General features: G+C 67.5%; 18 protein-coding genes, 1 pseudogene and 1 riboswitch. Of the genes and pseudogenes, 11 read left to right on the forward strand and 8 right to left on the reverse strand.

Annotated features, from left to right (window positions below):
• Nucleotides 1–59 precede the first annotated feature (59 nt).
• The gene (mgtE, locus tag AB4059_RS05815; protein ID WP_498960705.1) at nucleotides 60–1,421 is read left to right on the forward strand and encodes a magnesium transporter; all 1,362 of its coding nucleotides are present in this window, start codon (nucleotides 60–62) and stop codon (nucleotides 1,419–1,421) included.
• A gap of 26 nt (nucleotides 1,422–1,447) precedes the next feature.
• On the opposite strand, the gene AB4059_RS05820 is transcribed toward mgtE, so the two are convergent.
• The 5 genes and pseudogenes from AB4059_RS05820 to AB4059_RS05840 all read right to left on the reverse strand — a co-directional run bounded on the left by AB4059_RS05820 (nucleotide 1,448) and on the right by AB4059_RS05840 (nucleotide 5,892).
• A complete protein-coding gene (locus tag AB4059_RS05820) occupies nucleotides 1,448–2,395 on the reverse strand; it encodes an aspartate carbamoyltransferase catalytic subunit (protein WP_498977421.1) in 948 nt (315 codons plus the stop codon).
• Nucleotides 2,396–2,472: 77 nt separating this feature from the next.
• A pseudogene (gene ruvX, locus AB4059_RS05825) lies at nucleotides 2,473–2,907 on the reverse strand (Holliday junction resolvase RuvX); the annotation flags it as partial.
• Nucleotides 2,907–3,473, reverse strand: coding sequence for a YqgE/AlgH family protein (locus AB4059_RS05830; protein WP_498977423.1), 567 nt, complete (start codon nucleotides 3,471–3,473; stop codon nucleotides 2,907–2,909). The pseudogene ruvX and the gene AB4059_RS05830, both read right to left, overlap by 1 nt.
• 234 nt (nucleotides 3,474–3,707) lie before the next feature.
• Nucleotides 3,708–4,838, reverse strand: a complete 1,131-nt coding sequence (locus tag AB4059_RS05835; protein WP_036171929.1) for a PilT/PilU family type 4a pilus ATPase — start codon at nucleotides 4,836–4,838, stop codon at nucleotides 3,708–3,710.
• A 16-nt stretch (nucleotides 4,839–4,854) separates the two neighbouring features.
• A complete protein-coding gene (locus AB4059_RS05840) occupies nucleotides 4,855–5,892 on the reverse strand; it encodes a type IV pilus twitching motility protein PilT (protein WP_498960716.1) in 1,038 nt (345 codons plus the stop codon).
• A 136-nt stretch (nucleotides 5,893–6,028) separates the two neighbouring features.
• Between AB4059_RS05840 and AB4059_RS05845 the strand changes: the two genes are divergently transcribed.
• The 3 genes from AB4059_RS05845 to AB4059_RS05855 are packed head-to-tail and all read left to right on the forward strand — an operon-like array spanning nucleotide 6,029 to nucleotide 7,998.
• Nucleotides 6,029–6,712, forward strand: coding sequence for a YggS family pyridoxal phosphate-dependent enzyme (locus AB4059_RS05845; protein WP_498977425.1), 684 nt, complete (start codon nucleotides 6,029–6,031; stop codon nucleotides 6,710–6,712).
• A gap of 10 nt (nucleotides 6,713–6,722) precedes the next feature.
• A complete protein-coding gene (gene proC, locus AB4059_RS05850) occupies nucleotides 6,723–7,541 on the forward strand; it encodes a pyrroline-5-carboxylate reductase (protein ID WP_498977427.1) in 819 nt (272 codons plus the stop codon).
• Nucleotides 7,528–7,998: a DUF4426 domain-containing protein gene (locus AB4059_RS05855; protein WP_498977429.1), complete on the forward strand. Its 471-nt coding sequence runs from the start codon at nucleotides 7,528–7,530 to the stop codon at nucleotides 7,996–7,998. Before proC ends, AB4059_RS05855 begins: the two co-directional genes overlap by 14 nt.
• Here AB4059_RS05855 and AB4059_RS05860 read toward each other — a convergent pair.
• Nucleotides 7,976–8,776 carry a cobalamin-binding protein gene (locus tag AB4059_RS05860; RefSeq protein ID WP_498977431.1) on the reverse strand — a complete coding sequence of 267 codons (801 nt, stop codon included), beginning with the start codon at nucleotides 8,774–8,776 and terminating at the stop codon, nucleotides 7,976–7,978. The genes AB4059_RS05855 and AB4059_RS05860 overlap by 23 nt on opposite strands.
• Nucleotides 8,776–9,375 (reverse strand): pyridoxamine 5'-phosphate oxidase, encoded by a 600-nt coding sequence (pdxH, locus tag AB4059_RS05865; RefSeq protein ID WP_498977434.1) that lies wholly within the window; start codon nucleotides 9,373–9,375, stop codon nucleotides 8,776–8,778. Before pdxH ends, AB4059_RS05860 begins: the two co-directional genes overlap by 1 nt.
• Nucleotides 9,376–9,406: 31 nt before the next feature.
• Between pdxH and AB4059_RS05870 the strand changes: the two genes are divergently transcribed.
• The 3 genes from AB4059_RS05870 to dusB are packed head-to-tail and all read left to right on the forward strand — an operon-like array spanning nucleotide 9,407 to nucleotide 12,057.
• Entirely contained in the window at nucleotides 9,407–9,949 is a 543-nt protein-coding gene (locus tag AB4059_RS05870; RefSeq protein ID WP_498977858.1) for a shikimate kinase, read from the forward strand.
• Complete coding sequence (gene aroB, locus AB4059_RS05875; RefSeq protein ID WP_498977436.1) at nucleotides 9,946–11,028, forward strand: 3-dehydroquinate synthase; 1,083 nt, start codon at nucleotides 9,946–9,948, stop codon at nucleotides 11,026–11,028. Before AB4059_RS05870 ends, aroB begins: the two co-directional genes overlap by 4 nt.
• Before the next feature lie 30 nt (nucleotides 11,029–11,058).
• Entirely contained in the window at nucleotides 11,059–12,057 is a 999-nt protein-coding gene (dusB, locus tag AB4059_RS05880) for a tRNA dihydrouridine synthase DusB (protein ID WP_498977438.1), read from the forward strand.
• A gap of 188 nt (nucleotides 12,058–12,245) precedes the next feature.
• Here dusB and AB4059_RS05885 read toward each other — a convergent pair whose 3' ends face one another.
• Nucleotides 12,246–13,250: a metal-dependent hydrolase gene (locus AB4059_RS05885; protein ID WP_498977440.1), complete on the reverse strand. Its 1,005-nt coding sequence runs from the start codon at nucleotides 13,248–13,250 to the stop codon at nucleotides 12,246–12,248.
• A gap of 152 nt (nucleotides 13,251–13,402) precedes the next feature.
• Here AB4059_RS05885 and metK point away from each other — a divergent pair, with 152 nt between their 5' ends.
• The 4 genes from metK (at nucleotide 13,403) to AB4059_RS05905 (ending at nucleotide 17,857) form a co-directional block, all read left to right on the forward strand.
• Entirely contained in the window at nucleotides 13,403–14,629 is a 1,227-nt protein-coding gene (gene metK, locus AB4059_RS05890; protein ID WP_498960734.1) for a methionine adenosyltransferase, read from the forward strand.
• A 45-nt stretch (nucleotides 14,630–14,674) separates the two neighbouring features.
• Nucleotides 14,675–14,752: riboswitch (S-adenosyl-L-homocysteine riboswitch) on the forward strand.
• Nucleotides 14,753–14,768: 16 nt separating this feature from the next.
• Nucleotides 14,769–16,190: an adenosylhomocysteinase gene (ahcY, locus tag AB4059_RS05895; protein WP_498960736.1), complete on the forward strand. Its 1,422-nt coding sequence runs from the start codon at nucleotides 14,769–14,771 to the stop codon at nucleotides 16,188–16,190.
• Between the two features lie 64 nt (nucleotides 16,191–16,254).
• Nucleotides 16,255–17,088, forward strand: a complete 834-nt coding sequence (gene metF, locus AB4059_RS05900) for a methylenetetrahydrofolate reductase [NAD(P)H] (protein ID WP_498977443.1) — start codon at nucleotides 16,255–16,257, stop codon at nucleotides 17,086–17,088.
• A gap of 97 nt (nucleotides 17,089–17,185) precedes the next feature.
• Nucleotides 17,186–17,857: a hypothetical protein gene (locus AB4059_RS05905; RefSeq protein WP_498977445.1), complete on the forward strand. Its 672-nt coding sequence runs from the start codon at nucleotides 17,186–17,188 to the stop codon at nucleotides 17,855–17,857.
• Nucleotides 17,858–17,872: the final 15 nt, after the last annotated feature.

Below are 17,872 nucleotides of genomic sequence, written 5' to 3' on the forward strand. Positions count from 1 at the left end.
CGCGCCATGAACGCCTGACCCTGTCGCGCCCTCGTGTGCGACGCGCCAACGGACCCCGAATGGCCGAAGCGATCCGCCACGAGAAGACCGCACGACAGCTGCGTCTGTTATCGGACGCGCTCGACAGCGGCCGCCTCGGCCCCGTGCGCCGCCTGGTCAACACGCTGTCGCCGGCCGAGATCGGCAACCTGCTCGAATCGCTCCCGCCCGCCAAGCGCACGGTGGTGTGGGGCCTGGTCGATCCCGAGGACGACGGCGAAGTGCTGGTCCACGTCGGCGACGACGTGCGCGAAAGCCTGCTGGCCGAGATGGACCCCGACGAAATCGTCGCGGCCGTCGAGGACCTGGACATCGACGACCTCGCCGACCTGGTCGAAGACCTGCCGGACACGGTCATCGACGAAGTCCTCAAGTCGATGGACCGCGAGAACCGCGAGCGTCTGGAACAGGTGCTGTCCTACGACGAGGACACCGCCGGGCGCCTGATGAACCCCGACGTGGTGACGGTGCGCACCGACACCACGGTCGACGTCGTCCTGCGCTACCTGCGCCTGCGCGGCGAGCTGCCCGACCACACCGACCATCTGTACGTCGTCAGCCGTCGCCACCAGTACCTCGGGCGCATCTCGCTGCAATCGCTGCTCACGCACGAACCGGGCACGCCGATCAACCAACTGATCGACGACGAACAGCCCGCGCTCGGCGTGGACGAGTCGTCGGACGAAGTGGCGCGACAGTTCTCCGACCACGACTGGATCAGCGCGCCGATCGTCGACGACAACAACATCCTGCTCGGCCGCATCACCATCGACGACGTCGTCGACATCATCCGCGAACAGGCCGAACACCAGGTGCTCGGCGCGGCGGGCCTGGACGAAGACGAGGATCTGTTCTCGCCCGTGCCGCGCGCGTGGCGGCGCCGCATCGTGTGGCTGAGCGTCAACCTCGCGACCGCGTTCCTCGCCTCGAGCGTCGTCGGCGAATTCCAGTCCACGATCGACCGCATCGTCGCGCTCGCCGTGCTGATGCCCATCGTCGCGGGCATGGGCGGCAACGCCGGTACGCAGGTGCTCGCGCTGATGGTGCGCGGCCTGGCGCTCGGCCAGGTCGGTGCCTCGAACGTGCGCACCCTGCTGTGGAAGGAATTGCGCGTGGCGCTGATGAACGGCGTGATGCTCGGCGGCATCGTGGGGCTTGCGACCTGGGCGTGGTTCCGCGATCCGATGCTCGCCGGCGTGATCGGCGCGGCGATGACGATCAACCTGCTCGCGGCCGCGAGCGCGGGCGTCCTCGTACCGCTCACGCTCAAGCGCATGAACCTGGACCCGGCGCTGGCCGGCGGCGTGATCCTGACGACGGTCACCGACGTCATGGGGTTCTTCGTCTTCCTCGGCCTTGCGAGCATCATCCTGGTTCGCTGAGCGCGAACGCGGACGCAAGGCGGCGATCAGGCCCCGAGCAACACTTCCAGCACCGCCATGCGAGCGGCGACGCCGTTGGCGACCTGGCGGAGGATGAGCGATTGCGGGCCGTCGGCGACATCGTCGTCGATTTCCACGCCACGGTTCATCGGGCCCGGATGCAACACCACGGCGTCGGACGCCGCGCGGCGCAGGCGCGTCGCGGTGAGGCCGTAATCGCGGTGGTAGTCGTCCAGCGAACCGACCAGGCCTTCTTCCATGCGCTCGCGTTGCAGGCGCAGCATCATGATCGCGTCGACGCCTTCCAGGGCCGCATCGAAGTCCTGCGTGACGACGCAGCCCTCGAGCGTCGCGTCCGTCGGCAGCAGCGCTTGCGGGCCGCACACGCGGATCTCGCCCGCGCCCAGCGTGCGCAGGGCATGCAGGTCGGTGCGTGCCACGCGCGAATGTTTGACGTCGCCGACGATGGCGACCTTCAGGCGCGAGAAGTCCGTGCCCTTCGCCTGGCGCAGCGTGAGCATGTCGAGCAGGCCCTGCGTGGGATGCGCGATGCGCCCGTCGCCGGCGTTGATCAGTGCGGTGCCGGGCCGCGCTTCACCCGCGAGCGCCGCGACGGCGCCGTCTTCCTTGTGGCGCACGACGAAGCCGTGCACGCCCATCGCTTCGAGCGTGCGCATGGTGTCGCGCGCGGTTTCGCCCTTGCTCGTCGACGAGGTGGACGCATCGAAAGTCAGCACGTCGGCGCCGAGGCGTTGCGCGGCGATCTGGAAACTCGAACGCGTGCGCGTCGAGGGTTCGAAGAACAGCGTGCACACCGTGCGGCCGACCAGTGTGCTGCGCAGCGAGACGTCGCCGCGGCGGTCGTCGAAGTTCTGCGCGAGGTCGAGCAGGCGCACGAGCACCGTGCGCGGCAGGCCTTCGAGCGTGAGGAAATGGCGCAGGCGTCCCTGCGCATCCACCTGGGCGACGGTCACTCGGCGGCTCCGCTCTGGGTCGTGATGGGTCGGGTGCTGCCATTGGGCAGCATTTCGATGCTGTCGTCCACGCCGATCGCATCCTGCGGCGCGGCGAGCCAGCGTTCGATGATCACCGCGGCGGCCACCGCGTCCAGCGCGGCGGCGTCGCGGCGCTTCTTGCGGCCTTCGGCGCGATCGGCGGCGAAGCGTTGCGCGGCTTCGATCGAACTGGCGCGCTCGTCGACGAGCACCACCGGCAAACGATAGCGCGCGTGCAATTCGCGCGCGAAGGCGTGCGCCATGCGGCGGATGGGCTGGTCGCCGCCCTCGAGCGTCATCGGATCGCCGACGACCAGGCCGTCGGGCCGCCATTCGGCGCGCAGGCGATCGATCGCGGTCCAGTCCGGGCCGTGCGCATGCACGTCGATCACCGCGAGCGCGCGTGCGCCGCTGCCGAAGGCGCTGCCGACCGCAACGCCGATCCGCCGGGCGCCGACATCGAAACCGAGCACGGTGCCGTCCAGGCGCATCAGGCGTGCCCGCTGTGGTCGGCCATCTGCGTGAGATCCACGCCGATGCTGCCGGCCGCGGCCTGCCAGCGCGCGTCCAGCGGCGTGGTAAACAGCAGGCTCGGGTCCATCGGCACGGTGAGCCAGCTGTCTTCAATGAGTTCCTGCTCGAGCTGGCCCGCACCCCAACCCGCGCACCCGAGCGCGACGATGGCGTTCGAAGGCCCCCCGCCGCCGGCCATCGCTTCGAGGATGTCGCGCGAGGTGGTGACGTAGAGCGCGTCGCCGATCTGCATCGTCGAATCCCAGCCATCGCCCCCGTCGTGCAGCACGAAGCCGCGTTCGGGATGCACCGGGCCGCCGGAGAGCACGATCTGCCCGCGAAGGTCATCGTTTCCGCTATCGATGCCCATCTGCTGGAAGACATCGCCCAGGGTGTATTCGGACGGGCGATTGACCACCACGCCCATCGCGCCTTCGGCATCGTGCTGGCACACCAGCGCCACGCTCCGCGCGAAATGCGGATCGGTGAGCGCCGGGAGCGCGATCAGCAACCGATTGGCGAGTGGCGTCGGGTTGGACTCCATGGGCGGGATTCTACCCCCGGCCGCGGGCCTTGGTCAGGCGTGACGCTGGGGGCCGCGAAGACACCACATGCGTGCGCAAGGTGCGCTTGTTCGACATGGGCCATGCCTCGAGTTGCGTTCGGAACACGACTGTACGCAGCCTGCGTACAGCGGAATTGCCGACAGGTCGCCCAAAAAGCAGAAGGGAGCGGTTTCCCGCTCCCTTCGTGAATCGCCTTACGCGTTGGATTGGCGTTATCGCGCCTCTGCAACCTCGACGCCATCCAGCCCCTGCGCCAGCGTGCGCGCATCGCCGCCCTGCGCAAGCTTGATGCGCAGGCGTACTTCGTTCGCCGAGTCGGCGTAACGCAGGGCGTCCTCGTAGGAGATCTCGCCGGCCTGGTACAGCTCGAACAGGCTCTGGTCGAAGGTCTTCATGCCGAGGTTGGTGGATTCCTTCATCACTTCCTTCAGCTTGTGGATCTCGCCGTCGCGGATGTAGTCCTGCACCAGCGGCGTGCCCAGCATGATTTCCATCGCCACGCGACGCGCCTTGCCGTCGGGCGTGGGGATGAGCTGCTGGGCGACCACGCCCTTGAGGTTGAGCGAGAGGTCCATCAGCAACTGGCCGCGGCGGTCTTCCGGGAAGAAGTTGATGATGCGGTCCATCGCCTGGTTGGCGTTGTTGGCGTGCAGCGTGCACAGCACCAGGTGGCCGGTTTCGGCGAAGGCGATGGCGTGGTCCATGCCTTCGCGCGTGCGCACCTCGCCGATCATGATCACGTCCGGTGCCTGGCGCAGCGTGTTCTTCAGCGCCGCTTCCCAGCTGTCGGTGTCGATGCCCACTTCGCGCTGCGTGATGATGCAGCCCTCGTGCTTGTGCACGAATTCGATCGGGTCCTCGATGGTGATGATGTGCCCGGTCGAGTTGCCGTTGCGGTAGCCGATCATCGCGGCCAGCGACGTCGACTTACCCGTACCGGTGGCGCCGACGAAGATGATGATGCCGCGCTTGGTCATCGCCAGCGTCTTGATGATCGGCGGGAGGTTGAGTTCCTCCACGCTCGGGATCTTCGTCTCGATCCGGCGCAGCACCATGCCGACCTGGTTGCGCTGGTAGAAGCACGACACGCGGAAGCGGCCGACGCCCGCGACGCCGATCGCGAAGTTGCACTCGTGCGTCTTTTCGAACTCTTCCCGCTGCTGCGGGTTCATCACGTTCAGAACCAGGTCGCGGCTCTGCTGCGGCGTGAGCGGGTTCTGGGTGATGGGCGAGATCTTGCCGTGCACTTTCATCGACGGCGGCATGCCGGCCGTGATGAACAGGTCCGACGCCTTCTGGTGCGCCATCAGCTTGAGGAACGAGGTGAAATCGATGCTGCTCATGGTCTGCTCCGGACTGTCACTCGAACAGTCGCTTGTCCTTTGCGTATTCCTTGGCGTGCTGGCGCGTCACCAGACCGCGCTTCACGAGGTCCTGGAGGTGCTGGTCGAGCGTCATCATGCCGTGCGACTGACCGGTCTGGATCGCCGAATACATCTGCGCGACCTTGTCTTCGCGGATCAGGTTACGGATGGCCGGGATGCCGACCATGATTTCCCACGCCGCCGTACGGCCACCGCCGACCTTCTTCAGCAGCGCCTGCGAAATCACCGCGCGCAGCGATTCGGACAGCATCGAACGGACCATCGGCTTTTCGCCGGCGGGGAAGACGTCGATGATGCGGTCGATGGTCTTGGCCGCCGAGGAGGTGTGCAGCGTGGCGAACACCAGGTGGCCGGTTTCCGCGGCGGTGAGCGCCAGGCGGATGGTCTCGATGTCGCGCATTTCGCCGACGAGGATGTAGTCGGGGTCTTCGCGCAAGGCCGAACGCAGCGCTTCGTTGAACCCGTGCGTGTCGCGATGCACTTCGCGCTGGTTGATCAGGCACTTCTGCGAGGTGTGCACGAACTCGATCGGGTCTTCGACCGACAGGATGTGCGCGTACTCGTTCTTGTTCACGTGGTCGAGCATCGCCGCCAGCGTGGTCGACTTGCCCGAGCCCGTGGGGCCGGTCACGAGGATCAGGCCCTGCGGCTGGTCGATCAGTTCCTTGAAGATGCGCGGCGTGTCGAGGTCTTCGAGCGTCAGCACTTCGGAGGGAACGGTACGGAACACCGCGCCCGCGCCGCGGTTCTGGTTGAACGCGTTGACGCGGAAGCGCGCCAGGCCCGGGATCTCGAAGGAGAAGTCGACCTCGAGGAATTCTTCGTAATCGCGCCGCTGCTTGTCCGACATGATGTCGTAGACCAGCGCGTGCACTTGCTTGTGGTCCAGCGCCGGGATGTTGATGCGGCGGACGTCGCCGTCCACGCGGATCATGGGCGGGAGGCCGGCGGACAGGTGCAGGTCCGAGGCTTTGTTCTTGACCGAAAACGCCAGAAGTTCGGCGATATCCATTACGTGCTCCCCCGCACGGCGATTGAAGTGCCAACGTTGAACGACTGGTGCAGTGGCACCCCCGTAGGCAGTATGGGCGCCGCCCTCCCCGCGGTGTCAACCGCGGATTCCGCGGCGATCACGAGGTTGCGACGAGATGCTCACCCCTGCCCTTGACGCTGTCGTTCAAAGACTTGAGAACGCGGCTCGGCAGTACGGTCGGCCAGCCCCCCGGCTGCTGGCCGTGTCCAAGCGCCAACCGGCCGCGGCGATCGCCGCCCTGGCGGCCGCCGGGCAGCGCGCGTTCGGCGAGAACTATGTGCAGGAGGCGCTGGGGAAGCAGTCCGAACTCCCCGACGCGCGCCTGGAGTGGCACCTGATCGGGCATCTCCAGTCCAACAAGGCCGCCGCTGCCGCGGCCGCCTTCGACTGGGTCCAGACCGTCGACCGCGCCAAACTCGTGCCCCTGCTGGCCGCCGCCCGCCCCGATGATCGCGGCCCGCTCAACGTGCTGATCCAGGTGAACATCGACGATGAGGCCAGCAAGCACGGTTGCCGCCCGGAGCAGGCCGACGCACTGGCCGATGCCATCGCCGCCGCATCGCCCCGGCTCGCGCTGCGCGGCCTGATGGCGATTCCCGCGCCCGTCGAAGACATGGAACGGCGGCGCGCCGCCTTCGCCCGCATGGCGACCCTGTTCGACACCCTCGCCGTCCGCCACCCCTCGATGGACACACTGTCGATGGGCATGAGCGAAGACTTCGAACTGGCCATTGCGCAAGGCGCGACGATGGTGCGCGTGGGCACCGCGTTGTTCGGCGAACGCGCGCCGCGCGGCTAAACTCCAACAAATGAACGACCCCATCGCATTCATCGGCGGCGGCAACATGGCGCGCAGCCTGATCGGCGGCCTGGTGCCCGGCAAAGTGCCCGCCTCGTCCATCCACGTGGCCGAACCGGTCGACGCGCTGCGCGACGCACTCGCGCGCGATTTCGGCGTGCACGTCGATGCCGCCAACGCCCCCATCGCGCGCGCGGCGAGCACGTGGGTGCTCGGCGTCAAACCGCAGGTGTTGCGCGAAGTCTGCGAAGCGCTTGCGCCCCTCGCGCAAACCTCGCGCCCGCTGATCGTCTCCATCGCGGCGGGGATCACCACCGCGCAGTTGGACCGTTGGCTCGGCGGCGATCTCCCCATCGTGCGCACGATGCCGAACACGCCGGCGCTGCTCGGCGCGGGCGTCACCGGCCTGTTCGCGAACACGCGTGTCGATGCGCGGCAGCGCGAACGCACGCAACAGTTGCTCGGCGCCGCCGGCCGCACCGTATGGATCGACGACGAAGCGCAGATGGACGCCGTCACCGCTGTCTCGGGCAGCGGCCCGGCATACGTGTTCCTGCTCGCCGAAGCGATGCAGGCCGCGGGCGAAGCCGAAGGTTTGTCGTCCGAAGCAGCGCGCCTGCTCGCCTTCCAGACCATCCTCGGCGCGGGGCGCATGTTGATGGAAAGCGACGTCGACGCCGCGGAATTGCGCCGCCGCGTCACTTCGCCGAACGGCACCACGCATGCGGCGATCGAAACCTTCGAAGCCGGCGGTTTCCGCGCACTCGTGCAACGCGCCGTGCACGCCGCCGCCGTGCGCGGCAAGGAGTTGTCCGATGCGAACGATTGAACGCGTGGCCGTGGTCTTGCTCGCCGGTGCGCTCGCCGCGTGCGGCGGCACTTCAGCGCCGGTGCCAGCGCAAGCCGCGCCGCCGCCGGCCGAACTGCACGACGGCGACCTGCACATCCACGCCACCGCGGTGAATACCCTCGCCTTGCCCGAAAGCGTCACGAAAACCTACGGCATTCCCCGCGGCGAACAGACGTGGATGCTGTTGGTGACCACGCGACAGGGCGAAGAAGGCCGCGATGTCGCGGTGCCGGCGAAGGTCGTCGCGAATGCGCGCGACCTGCAGGGCCGCAAGATCGACATCGCGATGCACGAACTGCGCACGGGCGACGGCCTGCTCGACAACGTCGGGACGTTCTCGATTACCCCGCCCGACACGTTGCAGTTCACCGTGCAGGTCACGCCGGCCGGCGGGACGTCGCGCACGCTCACCTTCACCCGCGAAGTGGCGAAGTAGCCCAGGCGCGCACGATCCGCGCGATCGCGTCGACGCCGTCGGTCAACGCCGCCGGCCCCGGTTGCAGGATGATCGGCGACTTCACTTCGTGCAGTTGTCCGTCGCGCACGGCGGGAATCGCATTCCAGCCCGGGCGTGCGGCGACGCGTTCGGGTCGGAAGCGTTTGCCGCACCACGAGCCCAGGATGATGTCGGGCGCGCGGCGGATCACTTCGTCGCTGTCTTCCAGGATGCGTTGTTTTGCGAGCGGCTCCAGCGCGCGCTCGGGGAAGATGTCGTCGCCGCCGGCGATGCGCACCAGTTCTGCGACCCAGCGGATGCCGGTGATCGGTGGCTCGTCCCATTCTTCGAAATAGATGCGCGGGCGGCGGTCCAGCTTCGCGGCGTCGGCTGCGATCGCGTCGAGTCGGCGTTGCAAGGAATCGGCGTAGGCCTCCGCGCGCGACGCCACGCCGACCATCGCACCGAGCCGGCGGATGTAGTCGAGGATGCCCTCGACGCTGCGATGGTTGGAGATCCACACCTCGACGCCGTGGCGGATCAGTTCGGCCGCGATGTCGGCCTGGATGTCGGAAAAGCCGATCGCGAAATCCGGCTTGAGCGCGAGGATCGCGTCGATCTTGGCGCTGGTGAATGCACTGACCTTCGGCTTGTCGCGGCGCGCGGCGGTGGGCCGCACGGTGAAACCGCTGATGCCGACGATGCGGTCCTGTTCGCCGAGCGCGTACAGCGTTTCGGTCGGCTCCTCGGTCAGGCAGACGATGCGGGACGGCGGCATCAGGGGAAGAGCATGCGCGTGGTCCACGTGCCGTCGTCGCCGCGCTCGTGCAGGTGGCGTTCGTGCAGGCGAAACTGCGCGCCGTACCAGAACTCCACCGCGCGCGGCACGATGCGGAACCCGCTCCAGCGCGGCGGGCGCGGCACGTCCTGGCCTTCGAAGCGGCGCTCGGCTTCGGACAGGCGCGCTTCGAAGGTTTCCTTCGACGCCAGGGTTTCGGATTGATCGGAGGCCCACGCACCCAATTGGCTGCCGCGCGGGCGCGAAGCGAAGTAGGCGTCGGCCTCGGCGTCGTCGACGATTTCGACCTCGCCTTCGATCCGCACCTGCACGCCGAGCATCACGCGCGGCCAGTGGAACAGCAGCGCGGCCTGCGGGTTGTCCTGCAACTCGCGCCCCTTGCGGCCATCGAGGTGCGTGTAGAACACGAAGCCGCGCGCGTCGTGCGCCTTCATCAGCACGGTGCGCGAGGAGGGACGGCCCCGCGCATCGGCGGTCGCGACGACCATGGCGGTCGGGTCGGGTTCGCCCGCCGCCGCGGCTTGCGCGAAGAGGTGGTCGAAGGTGGACAGGACGTCTTTGGGGAGGTCGGCGCGCATGGCCGCATTCTCGCGCATTAAGATCGCCGGCATGAATCCCGCCCCGCACCTGATCCTCGTCGGCCCCATGGGCGCCGGCAAGACCTCGATCGGCCGCCGCCTCGCCGAGCGCCTCGGCCTGCCCTTCACGGACATGGACGCGGCCATCGAGGCCCGCGCGGGGACGAAAGTGACCACGATCTTCGACCTGGAGGGGGAAGCCGGCTTCCGCGCGCGCGAACGCGACATGCTCCTCGAAGCGCTGCATGCACCGGCCGGCGTGATCGCGACCGGCGGTGGCGTGGTCCTGTCCGAAGACAATCGCCGGCTGTTGCGTGAAGGTGCGTTCGTCGTCCACCTCGACATCGGGGTGGATGGGCAGCTCGAGCGGCTGGCGCGCGATCGCACGCGGCCGCTGTTGCAGCGCCCCGATCGCGAAGCGGTGTTGCACAAGCTCGCGGAGGAACGTGGGGCGCTGTATGCGCAAGTCGCCGATCTGCGTTTCCCGACCGACGGCATGAGCGCCCACGAAGCGGCGCTGCAACTGGCCCGCGTGGTCGATGCGCAGTGGAAGCGCAGCGAGGCCGCGGCATGAGCGGCGTGCGCACGGTCGATGTCGGTGGCGCGCAACCGTATCGGATCGCGATCGGCGCCGGATTGCTCGGCGACGGCGCGGCGCTCGCGGCCCACGTGCGCGGGCGCCATGTCTTCCTCATCAGCGATGCGCATGTCGCGCCGCTGTATGCGCAGCGTGTTGTCGCCGCCTTGCAGGGCGCGCGCGACGATATCCGCTGCATCGTCTCGTGCATTCCCGCGGGCGAGTCGGCGAAGACGCTTGAACGCTTCGGCGAACTGGTGCGCGAACTCGCCGACTTCGGCGCGACCCGCGATGCCTGCGTGGTCGCGCTCGGCGGTGGCGTGGTCGGCGATCTGGCGGGGTTCGTCGCGGCGTGCTGGATGCGCGGCATCGATTGCGTGCAACTGCCGACGACGTTGCTGGCGATGGTCGATTCCTCAGTCGGCGGCAAGACGGCGGTCGACATGCCGCAGGGCAAGAATCTCGTCGGCGCCTTCCATCCGCCGCGCGCGGTGTTCGCCGATACCGCGACGCTCGCGACCTTGCCGGATCGCGAGTTGCGCGCCGGCCTGGCCGAAGTGGTGAAGTACGGCGCGATCCGTGACGCAGCTTTCCTGGATTGGCTCGACGCGAATGCCACCGCCTTGTTGGCGCGCGACGACGACGCGCTCGCGGAAGCCATCGCCCGCAGCTGCGCGCACAAGGCGAAGATCGTCGCGCGCGATCCGTTCGAACGCGGCGAACGCGCGTTGCTCAACTTCGGGCACACCTTCGCGCACGCGATCGAGAGTGAACAGGGTTACGGCGGCTTGAACCATGGCGAGGCCGTGGCCGTGGGCATGGTGTGCGCCGCGCGCCTGTCGGCGCGCCTGGGTTTGTCGACCGATGCGCAGGCCACGCACCTGGAAAGCCTGCTGACGCGCTTCGGCCTGCCAGTCGCCGTGCCCGCGGGCCTGTCGCCCGCCGCGCTCGTCGCGCGCATGCGCCTGGACAAGAAGGCCGCCGCCGGCGGCCTGCGCTTCGTTCTGTGGCGTGGCACGGGCGCTGCGGAAATCATTTCCGACGTCGACGAACAGGCCGTCGCGGCCGTCCTCTGACGCCCGACGGCGCAGACGTACAATCCCCCCATGCAGATCGGCCCCCACTCCATCGCCCCCAAGGTGATCCTCGCGCCCATGGCGGGCGTGACGGACAAGCCTTTCCGCGTGTTGTGCAAGCAACTGGGCGCGGGCCTGTGCGTGTCGGAGATGACGACCTCCGACCCGCGCTTCTGGAAGACCAGCAAGTCCCTGCACCGCATGGACCACGACGGCGAACCGGCACCGATCAGCGTGCAGCTCGCCGGCACGGTGCCTGCGGTGATGGCAGAAGCGGCGCGGTACAACGTCGACCACGGCGCGCAGATCATCGACATCAACATGGGCTGCCCGGCGAAGAAGGTGTGCAGCGCGTGGGCGGGCTCGGCGTTGATGCGCGACGAGGGCCTGGTGGCACGCATCCTCGAAGCGGTCGTGCAGGCCGTCGACGTGCCCGTGACCCTGAAGATCCGCACCGGTTGGGCCGCCGACGCACGCAATGCGCCGGTGATCGCCCGCATCGCGCAGGAAAGCGGCATCGCCGCGCTCGCCGTGCATGGCCGCACGCGCGACCAGCAGTACGGCGGCGTGGCCGAATACGACACGATCGGTGAGATCAAGGCGATGCTGTCGATCCCGGTGGTCGCCAATGGCGACATCGATTCGCCGCAGAAGGCGGCCTTCGTGCTGGCGCAAACCGGTTGCGATGCGGTGATGGTGGGGCGCGCGGCGCAGGGCCGGCCGTGGATCTTCCGCGAAATCGCGCACTACCTGGCGACGGGCGAAACGCTGGCACCGCCTTCGCTGGTCGAAGTGCGCGATGTCCTGCTCGGCCATCTGGAAGCGTTGCACGCCTTCTACGGCGAACTCTCCGGCGTGCGCATCGCACGCAAGCACCTGGGCTGGTACGCGAAGGACCGCCCCGAGAACAACGCCTTCCGCCACGTGGTGAATCGCGCGGAAAGTGCGCAGATGCAGATCGCGCTGACGCGGGATTACTTCGATGCGTTGATCGCGGGTGACTCGGTTGGCTGGATGGCGGCTGCCTGATCTTGCGTAATGTGGTGGCGTCGTGCGCGACGTCCGAAACTACGGAGTCACAGGTCTTTGCAGGGGAATGTGTTCGTCGGCGCGTCTCACGACGGGCGGCTGCACACTGACGTCGACCACGGCGCGAGCATGCGCAAGGCGCGCGTTCCCTGTCTGCACGATCCATCCCTTCGACGACACGAAGGCTCTCACTGCGGTGCGTGCCAGATGCGCGACCACATTGCGGGCAGGCGACGCGAAGCCTCCCACGGCCAGTGCAACTGTTGCACCGGGATCGCGCGCCACGCGCCGCCATCGCGCTGCGCGATCGCGAAGCGGAAGGTGTAATCGGGCTCGGCGCCCATGCGCAGGTCGGTGAGCACGAGCTTGCCCTCGTGCACCTGCGCCTTCGCGAAATCGTGGTTGAACCACAGCAGCCGCGCGACCTGCGGCACTTCGCGCACCGCATCCAGCGCACGCCGGTCGGACGCGAAGTGGGTGAAGCGCATCGGCCCGCGGTCGGCGATGAGCGAGCGCTCGCCTTCGACGAACCCCTCCGGCGTCATCGCCACCACGCGCCACAACAAGGTGTTGAACGGCATCGGCACCGAGAAGCGCGGCGCATTCCCCAGGCCGATCGCGGTGAGCGAGGCCCGCGCTTCGCGTTCGACGATCGCCTTGGCCACGAACGACCAGCCGACGTAGCCGACCGCGATCGCCAGCGATGCCACCAACGCGCGTTGCGCCTGCGGGCGCGCGCCGAACCAGGCCGCGACGCAGCAGCCCAGCGCGAGCGGCAAGGTCAGCATCGGATCGATGATGAAGAGCGTGGACCACATCGCCGGCGGCACCGGAAGCGGCCACCACAATTGCGTGCCGTAGACCGTGCAGGCGTCGATCAGCGGATGGGTCAGCAGGCAGAGCTGGAAGATCCAGAACCATCGCGTCGGCGCCGCCGCCACGCGCCCGCCGCGCGAGCGGAACCACAGCCACAGCAGCAAGCCCACCAGCGGCAGTACAAGCAGCGAATGCGTCGCCGCGCGGTGCCAGGTCATGCGGACGACGGGGTCGTCGGTGAGGAACAGCGGCAGTACGTCCAGGTCGGGCAAGGAGTTGAGCGCGGCGCCGGCCAGCAGCGCGGCGCGTCGTTGCGCCGGCGGCGCGAGGGCCGCCGCGATGGCGCCGCCGATGAACAGGTGCGTGATCGAATCCATGCGGCGATCCTAGCCTGCCGCCCTCGCCCGGCCCCGGGCCCCGCGGCGGTGTTCATTTATCTGCGGGAGGGCGCAAACTGCCCAATCCGGTCCGCGCGCCTGTACAATGCGCGCCCTCATCCTTTCATCCGCATTAAAGGATATACGCAGCGATGACCAGCTCCAGCTACCTCTTCACCTCCGAATCGGTCTCCGAAGGCCATCCGGACAAGATCGCCGACCAGATCTCCGACGCCGTCCTCGACGCGATCCTCGCGCAGGACAAGCGCGCGCGCGTGGCGTGCGAAACGATGGTGAAGACCGGCGCGGCCATCGTCGCGGGCGAAGTCACGACCGGCGCATGGGTCGACATCGAAACCCTCGCGCGCAAGGTCATCAACGACATCGGCTACAACAATTCCGACGTCGGCTTCGACGGCCACACCTGCGCCATCATCAACATGCTCGGCAAGCAGTCGGTGGACATCGCCGCGGGCGTGGATCGCAAGAAGCCCGAAGAACAGGGCGCGGGCGACCAGGGCCTGATGTTCGGCTACGCCTGCAACGAGGCGCCGGAATTCATGCCGGCCCCGATCTATTACTCGCACCGCCTGGTCGAACAGCAGGCCAAGGTGCGCAAGGCGAAGAATTCCAAGCTGCCGTGGCTGCGCCCCGATGCGAAGTCGCAGGTCACGCTGCGCTATGAAGCCAACAAGATCGTCGGCCTCGACGCCGTCGTCCTGTCGACGCAGCACGACCCGGGCATCAAGCAGAAGGACCTGGTCGAAGGCGTGTACGAGCACATCCTCAAGCCCGTGCTGCCGAAGAACTGGCTCGACAAGCTGCCGAAGAACAAGGTGCACATCAATCCGACGGGCATCTTCGTGATCGGCGGCCCGGTGGGCGACTGCGGCCTGACCGGCCGCAAGATCATCGTCGACAGCTACGGCGGCATGGCCCGCCACGGTGGCGGCGCGTTCTCGGGCAAGGATCCTTCGAAGGTCGACCGCTCGGCCGCCTATGCCGCGCGTTACGTCGCGAAGAACATCGTCGCCGCCGGCCTGGCCGACAAGTGCGAAGTGCAGGTCTCCTACGCCATCGGCGTGGCCGAACCGACTTCGATCTCGGTCACCACCTTCGGCACCGGCAAGATCTCCGACGACAAGATCGAGAAGCTGATCCGCAAGCACTTCGACCTGCGCCCGTACGGCATCGTCAAGATGCTCGACCTGATCCACCCGGTCTACCAGGCCACGGCCTCGTACGGCCACTTCGGCCGCAAGCCGACGCAGGTGGAATACGTCGACGGCGCCGGCAAGAAGCAGAAGGCCACCGCGTTCTCGTGGGAGAAGACGGACAAGGCCGACGAGCTGCGCAAGGACGGCGGGCTGAAGAAGTAAGCCACACCCATTCGGGCGCGCGACCGCGAGGGTCGCGCGCCCTGCTCTTTCGAGGGGCGCTGCGACCGTGGATAGGCACGGCCAGGCTCGAAGGGGTGCACCAGGTAACGGCGCCCGCTCGAAATTCGGAGCAAACGCCATGAACGCGCAAGTCAAGCAAGCCCAGGATTACAAGGTCGCCGACATCTCGCTCGCCGACTGGGGCCGCAAGGAAATCGACATCGCCGAGCACGAGATGCCGGGCCTGATGTCCATCCGCCGCAAGCACGCCGCCGCCAAGCCCCTCAAGGGCGTGCGCGTGACCGGTTCGCTGCACATGACCATCCAGACCGCCGTGTTGATCGAGACCCTGAAGGACGTCGGCGCCGACGTGCGCTGGGCCTCGTGCAACATCTTCTCCACGCAGGACCACGCCGCCGCCGCGATCGCCGCGACCGGCACGCCGGTGTTCGCGTGGAAGGGCGAGTCGCTCGAGGAATACTGGGACTGCACGCTCGACGCGGTGACCTTCCCGGGCGGCAAGGGTCCGGAGCTCGTCGTCGACGACGGCGGCGACGTGACGCTGCTGATCCACAAGGGCTATGAACTCGAACAGGGTTCGGATTGGGTGAACACCGCTTCGGGTTCGCACGAAGAGCAGATCATCAAGAACCTGCTCAAGCGCGTGGCCAAGGAGCGCCCCGGTTTCTGGACCAACGTGGTCAAGGATTGGAAGGGCGTCTCGGAAGAGACGACCACCGGCGTTCACCGCCTCTACCAGATCGCCGAACAGGGCAAGCTGCTGGTGCCGGCGATCAACGTCAACGACTCGGTCACCAAGTCGAAGTTCGACAACCTCTACGGCTGCCGCGAGTCGCTGGCCGACGGCCTCAAGCGCGCGATGGACGTGATGCTCGCCGGCAAGGTCGCGGTGGTGTGCGGTTACGGCGACGTCGGCAAGGGTTCGGCGCACTCGCTGCGCGCCTACGGCGCCCGCGTGGTCGTCACCGAAATCGATCCGATCTGCGCACTGCAGGCCGCGATGGAAGGCTTCGAAGTCAACACGATCGAAAGCACGCTGGGCCGCGGCGACATCTACGTCACCACGACCGGCAACAAGGACGTCATCACGCTCGCCCACATGCAGGCGATGAAGGACCAGGCGATCGTCTGCAACATCGGCCACTTCGACAACGAGATCCAGGTCGACGCGCTGTACGCCTCCGGCGCGCAGCACATCAACATCAAGCCGCAGGTGGACAAGTACGTCTTCGCCAACGGCAACGCGATCTTCCTGCTGGCCGAAGGCCGCCTGGTGAACCTGGGCTGCGCGACGGGCCATCCGAGCTTCGTGATGTCGAACTCCTTCGCCAACCAGACGCTGGCGCAGATCGACCTGTGGGCCAACAAGGACACCTACGAAAAGACGGTGTACCGCCTGCCCAAGCACCTCGACGAAGAAGTCGCCCGCCTGCACCTGGAGAAGATCGGCGTCAAGCTGACCACGCTCACGCAGGAACAGGCCGACTACCTCGGCGTGTCGGTGCAGGGCCCGTACAAGCCCGAGCACTACCGCTACTGAGTCCCGCGAGCGGGCGGCTTGAGGGCCGCCCGCTTCGTTTCAAACGTTGGCAACGGACCCACACATGGCCCTGCGCGTTCCGATCTCCTTCGAGTTCTACCCGCCCAAGACCGACGACCAACGCCAACAACTGGACCGCACCGCGGCCCGGCTGAAGTCGCGTTCGCCCGATTACGTCTCCTGCACGTTCGGCGCCGGCGGTTCGACCCTGTCCTACACGCCCGAAACCGTGCAGCGCCTGCGCGAAGACCACGGTCTGAACGCCGCGCCGCACATCTCGTGCATGGGCGGCACGCGCGAGGAATTGCGCTCCCTGCTCAAGCTCTACCGTGCGCTGGGGTGCAAGCGCGTGGTCGCCCTGCGTGGCGACATTCCTTCGGGCATGGCGCGCATGGGCGATTTCCGCTTCGCCTCCGACCTCGTCGAATTCATCCGCAGCGAGCACGACGGCTACTTCCACATCGAAGTGGGCTGCTATCCGGAAATGCATCCGCAAGCCGACGATGCCTTCACCGACATGCTGCACTTCAAGGCGAAGGCCGACGCCGGCGCAGACGGCGCGATCACGCAGTACTTCTACAACGCCGATGCGTATTTCCGCTTTGTCGAAGACGCGCGCAAGCTCGGCATCGACATCCCGATCGTGCCGGGCATCATGCCCATCTCCAACTTCACGCAGCTTCGACGCTTTTCGGAAGCGTGCGGTGCGGAGATCCCGCGCTGGATCGCCAAGCGCATGCAGGCTTACGGCGACGACAGCGAGAGTATCCGTGCGTTCGCGGCGGAGTTCGTCGCGCAGTTGTGTTCACGCCTCATCGACGGCGGCGCACCGGCCTTGCATTTCTATACGCTGAACCTCTCCAAGCCGACGCTGAACGTCATCGAACTGCTCGACTGATTTGCGACGAATGCGCCGCGAAACGGCGTGTTCAGGCACGAAGCGTTGACGCAGGCGAGCCGATGCTGCGCGTGACTTCCACGCGCGCACGGCTGCCATGCTGCATTCGATCACCACGGGACTTTGCATCGCGCTTTCGTGCGCCGCATTGAGCATCGCGCCCAAAGTGGCGCGCGCCGCACCGCCGCTGGTGCAGCAATGCATCACGGCCGACGGCAACACGCTGTATACCGACAAACCCTGCCGCAGCATCGGTGCGCGGGCGGTGGCGATGCGCGGCGAACTCGCCACGCGCCTGGTGCGCGAACGCGCGATCGAAGCCCGCTATACCGGCGTCGAAGTGGCCTATGTCACGGGCAGCGCCGCGCCCACGGCGAATACCGCCACGATGCGTGCGGCGCGCGAAGCGATCGGCCGGCATTCCATGCATGGCGGCTGCGCGCGCACGCCCACGCAACTGGCGATGGACCTGCGCGGCGCCTTCGCACTGGGCGACGTGAACCGCATCGCGGAGAGTTTCCATTGGGTCGGCATGTCGCAGCGCGCGGCCAACGCGACGATGGCGCGCCTGCAATCGCTGGCCCGGCGCAACCTGGTGGATGTGCAGTTCTACGACGCGCAGATCGGCGGATGGATGCAAACCGCGGACGCCGGCGGCGGCGCGTCCAATGGCGGCGTGATGCAACTGCAATTCGGCAACGACGCGTCCGCGACGATCCAGGATTTCGACGTGGTTCGCAACGAAGGCTGCGTCTTCCTGCGCTTCTGAGCAGGATGTTCCAGG

The sequence above is a fragment of the Lysobacter sp. 2RAF19 genome (assembly GCF_052115395.1).
GTDB lineage: Bacteria > Pseudomonadota > Gammaproteobacteria > Xanthomonadales > Xanthomonadaceae > Noviluteimonas.

Excerpts from the sequence above, each read along its gene's own strand:
- mgtE (WP_498960705.1), top strand. The coding sequence starts at position 60 with ATGGCCGAAGCGATCCGCCACGAGAAGACCGCACGACAGCTGCGTCTG.
- AB4059_RS05830 (WP_498977423.1), bottom strand. The coding sequence starts at position 3,473 with ATGGAGTCCAACCCGACGCCACTCGCCAATCGGTTGCTGATCGCGCTC.
- AB4059_RS05835 (WP_036171929.1), bottom strand. The coding sequence starts at position 4,838 with ATGAGCAGCATCGATTTCACCTCGTTCCTCAAGCTGATGGCGCACCAG.
- AB4059_RS05840 (WP_498960716.1), bottom strand. The coding sequence starts at position 5,892 with ATGGATATCGCCGAACTTCTGGCGTTTTCGGTCAAGAACAAAGCCTCG.
- AB4059_RS05845 (WP_498977425.1), top strand. The coding sequence starts at position 6,029 with ATGCTCACCCCTGCCCTTGACGCTGTCGTTCAAAGACTTGAGAACGCG.
- proC (WP_498977427.1), top strand. The coding sequence starts at position 6,723 with ATGAACGACCCCATCGCATTCATCGGCGGCGGCAACATGGCGCGCAGC.
- AB4059_RS05855 (WP_498977429.1), top strand. The coding sequence starts at position 7,528 with ATGCGAACGATTGAACGCGTGGCCGTGGTCTTGCTCGCCGGTGCGCTC.
- AB4059_RS05860 (WP_498977431.1), bottom strand. The coding sequence starts at position 8,776 with ATGCCGCCGTCCCGCATCGTCTGCCTGACCGAGGAGCCGACCGAAACG.
- pdxH (WP_498977434.1), bottom strand. The coding sequence starts at position 9,375 with ATGCGCGCCGACCTCCCCAAAGACGTCCTGTCCACCTTCGACCACCTC.
- AB4059_RS05870 (WP_498977858.1), top strand. The coding sequence starts at position 9,407 with ATGAATCCCGCCCCGCACCTGATCCTCGTCGGCCCCATGGGCGCCGGC.
- aroB (WP_498977436.1), top strand. The coding sequence starts at position 9,946 with ATGAGCGGCGTGCGCACGGTCGATGTCGGTGGCGCGCAACCGTATCGG.
- dusB (WP_498977438.1), top strand. The coding sequence starts at position 11,059 with ATGCAGATCGGCCCCCACTCCATCGCCCCCAAGGTGATCCTCGCGCCC.
- AB4059_RS05885 (WP_498977440.1), bottom strand. The coding sequence starts at position 13,250 with ATGGATTCGATCACGCACCTGTTCATCGGCGGCGCCATCGCGGCGGCC.
- metK (WP_498960734.1), top strand. The coding sequence starts at position 13,403 with ATGACCAGCTCCAGCTACCTCTTCACCTCCGAATCGGTCTCCGAAGGC.
- ahcY (WP_498960736.1), top strand. The coding sequence starts at position 14,769 with ATGAACGCGCAAGTCAAGCAAGCCCAGGATTACAAGGTCGCCGACATC.
- metF (WP_498977443.1), top strand. The coding sequence starts at position 16,255 with ATGGCCCTGCGCGTTCCGATCTCCTTCGAGTTCTACCCGCCCAAGACC.
- AB4059_RS05905 (WP_498977445.1), top strand. The coding sequence starts at position 17,186 with ATGCTGCATTCGATCACCACGGGACTTTGCATCGCGCTTTCGTGCGCC.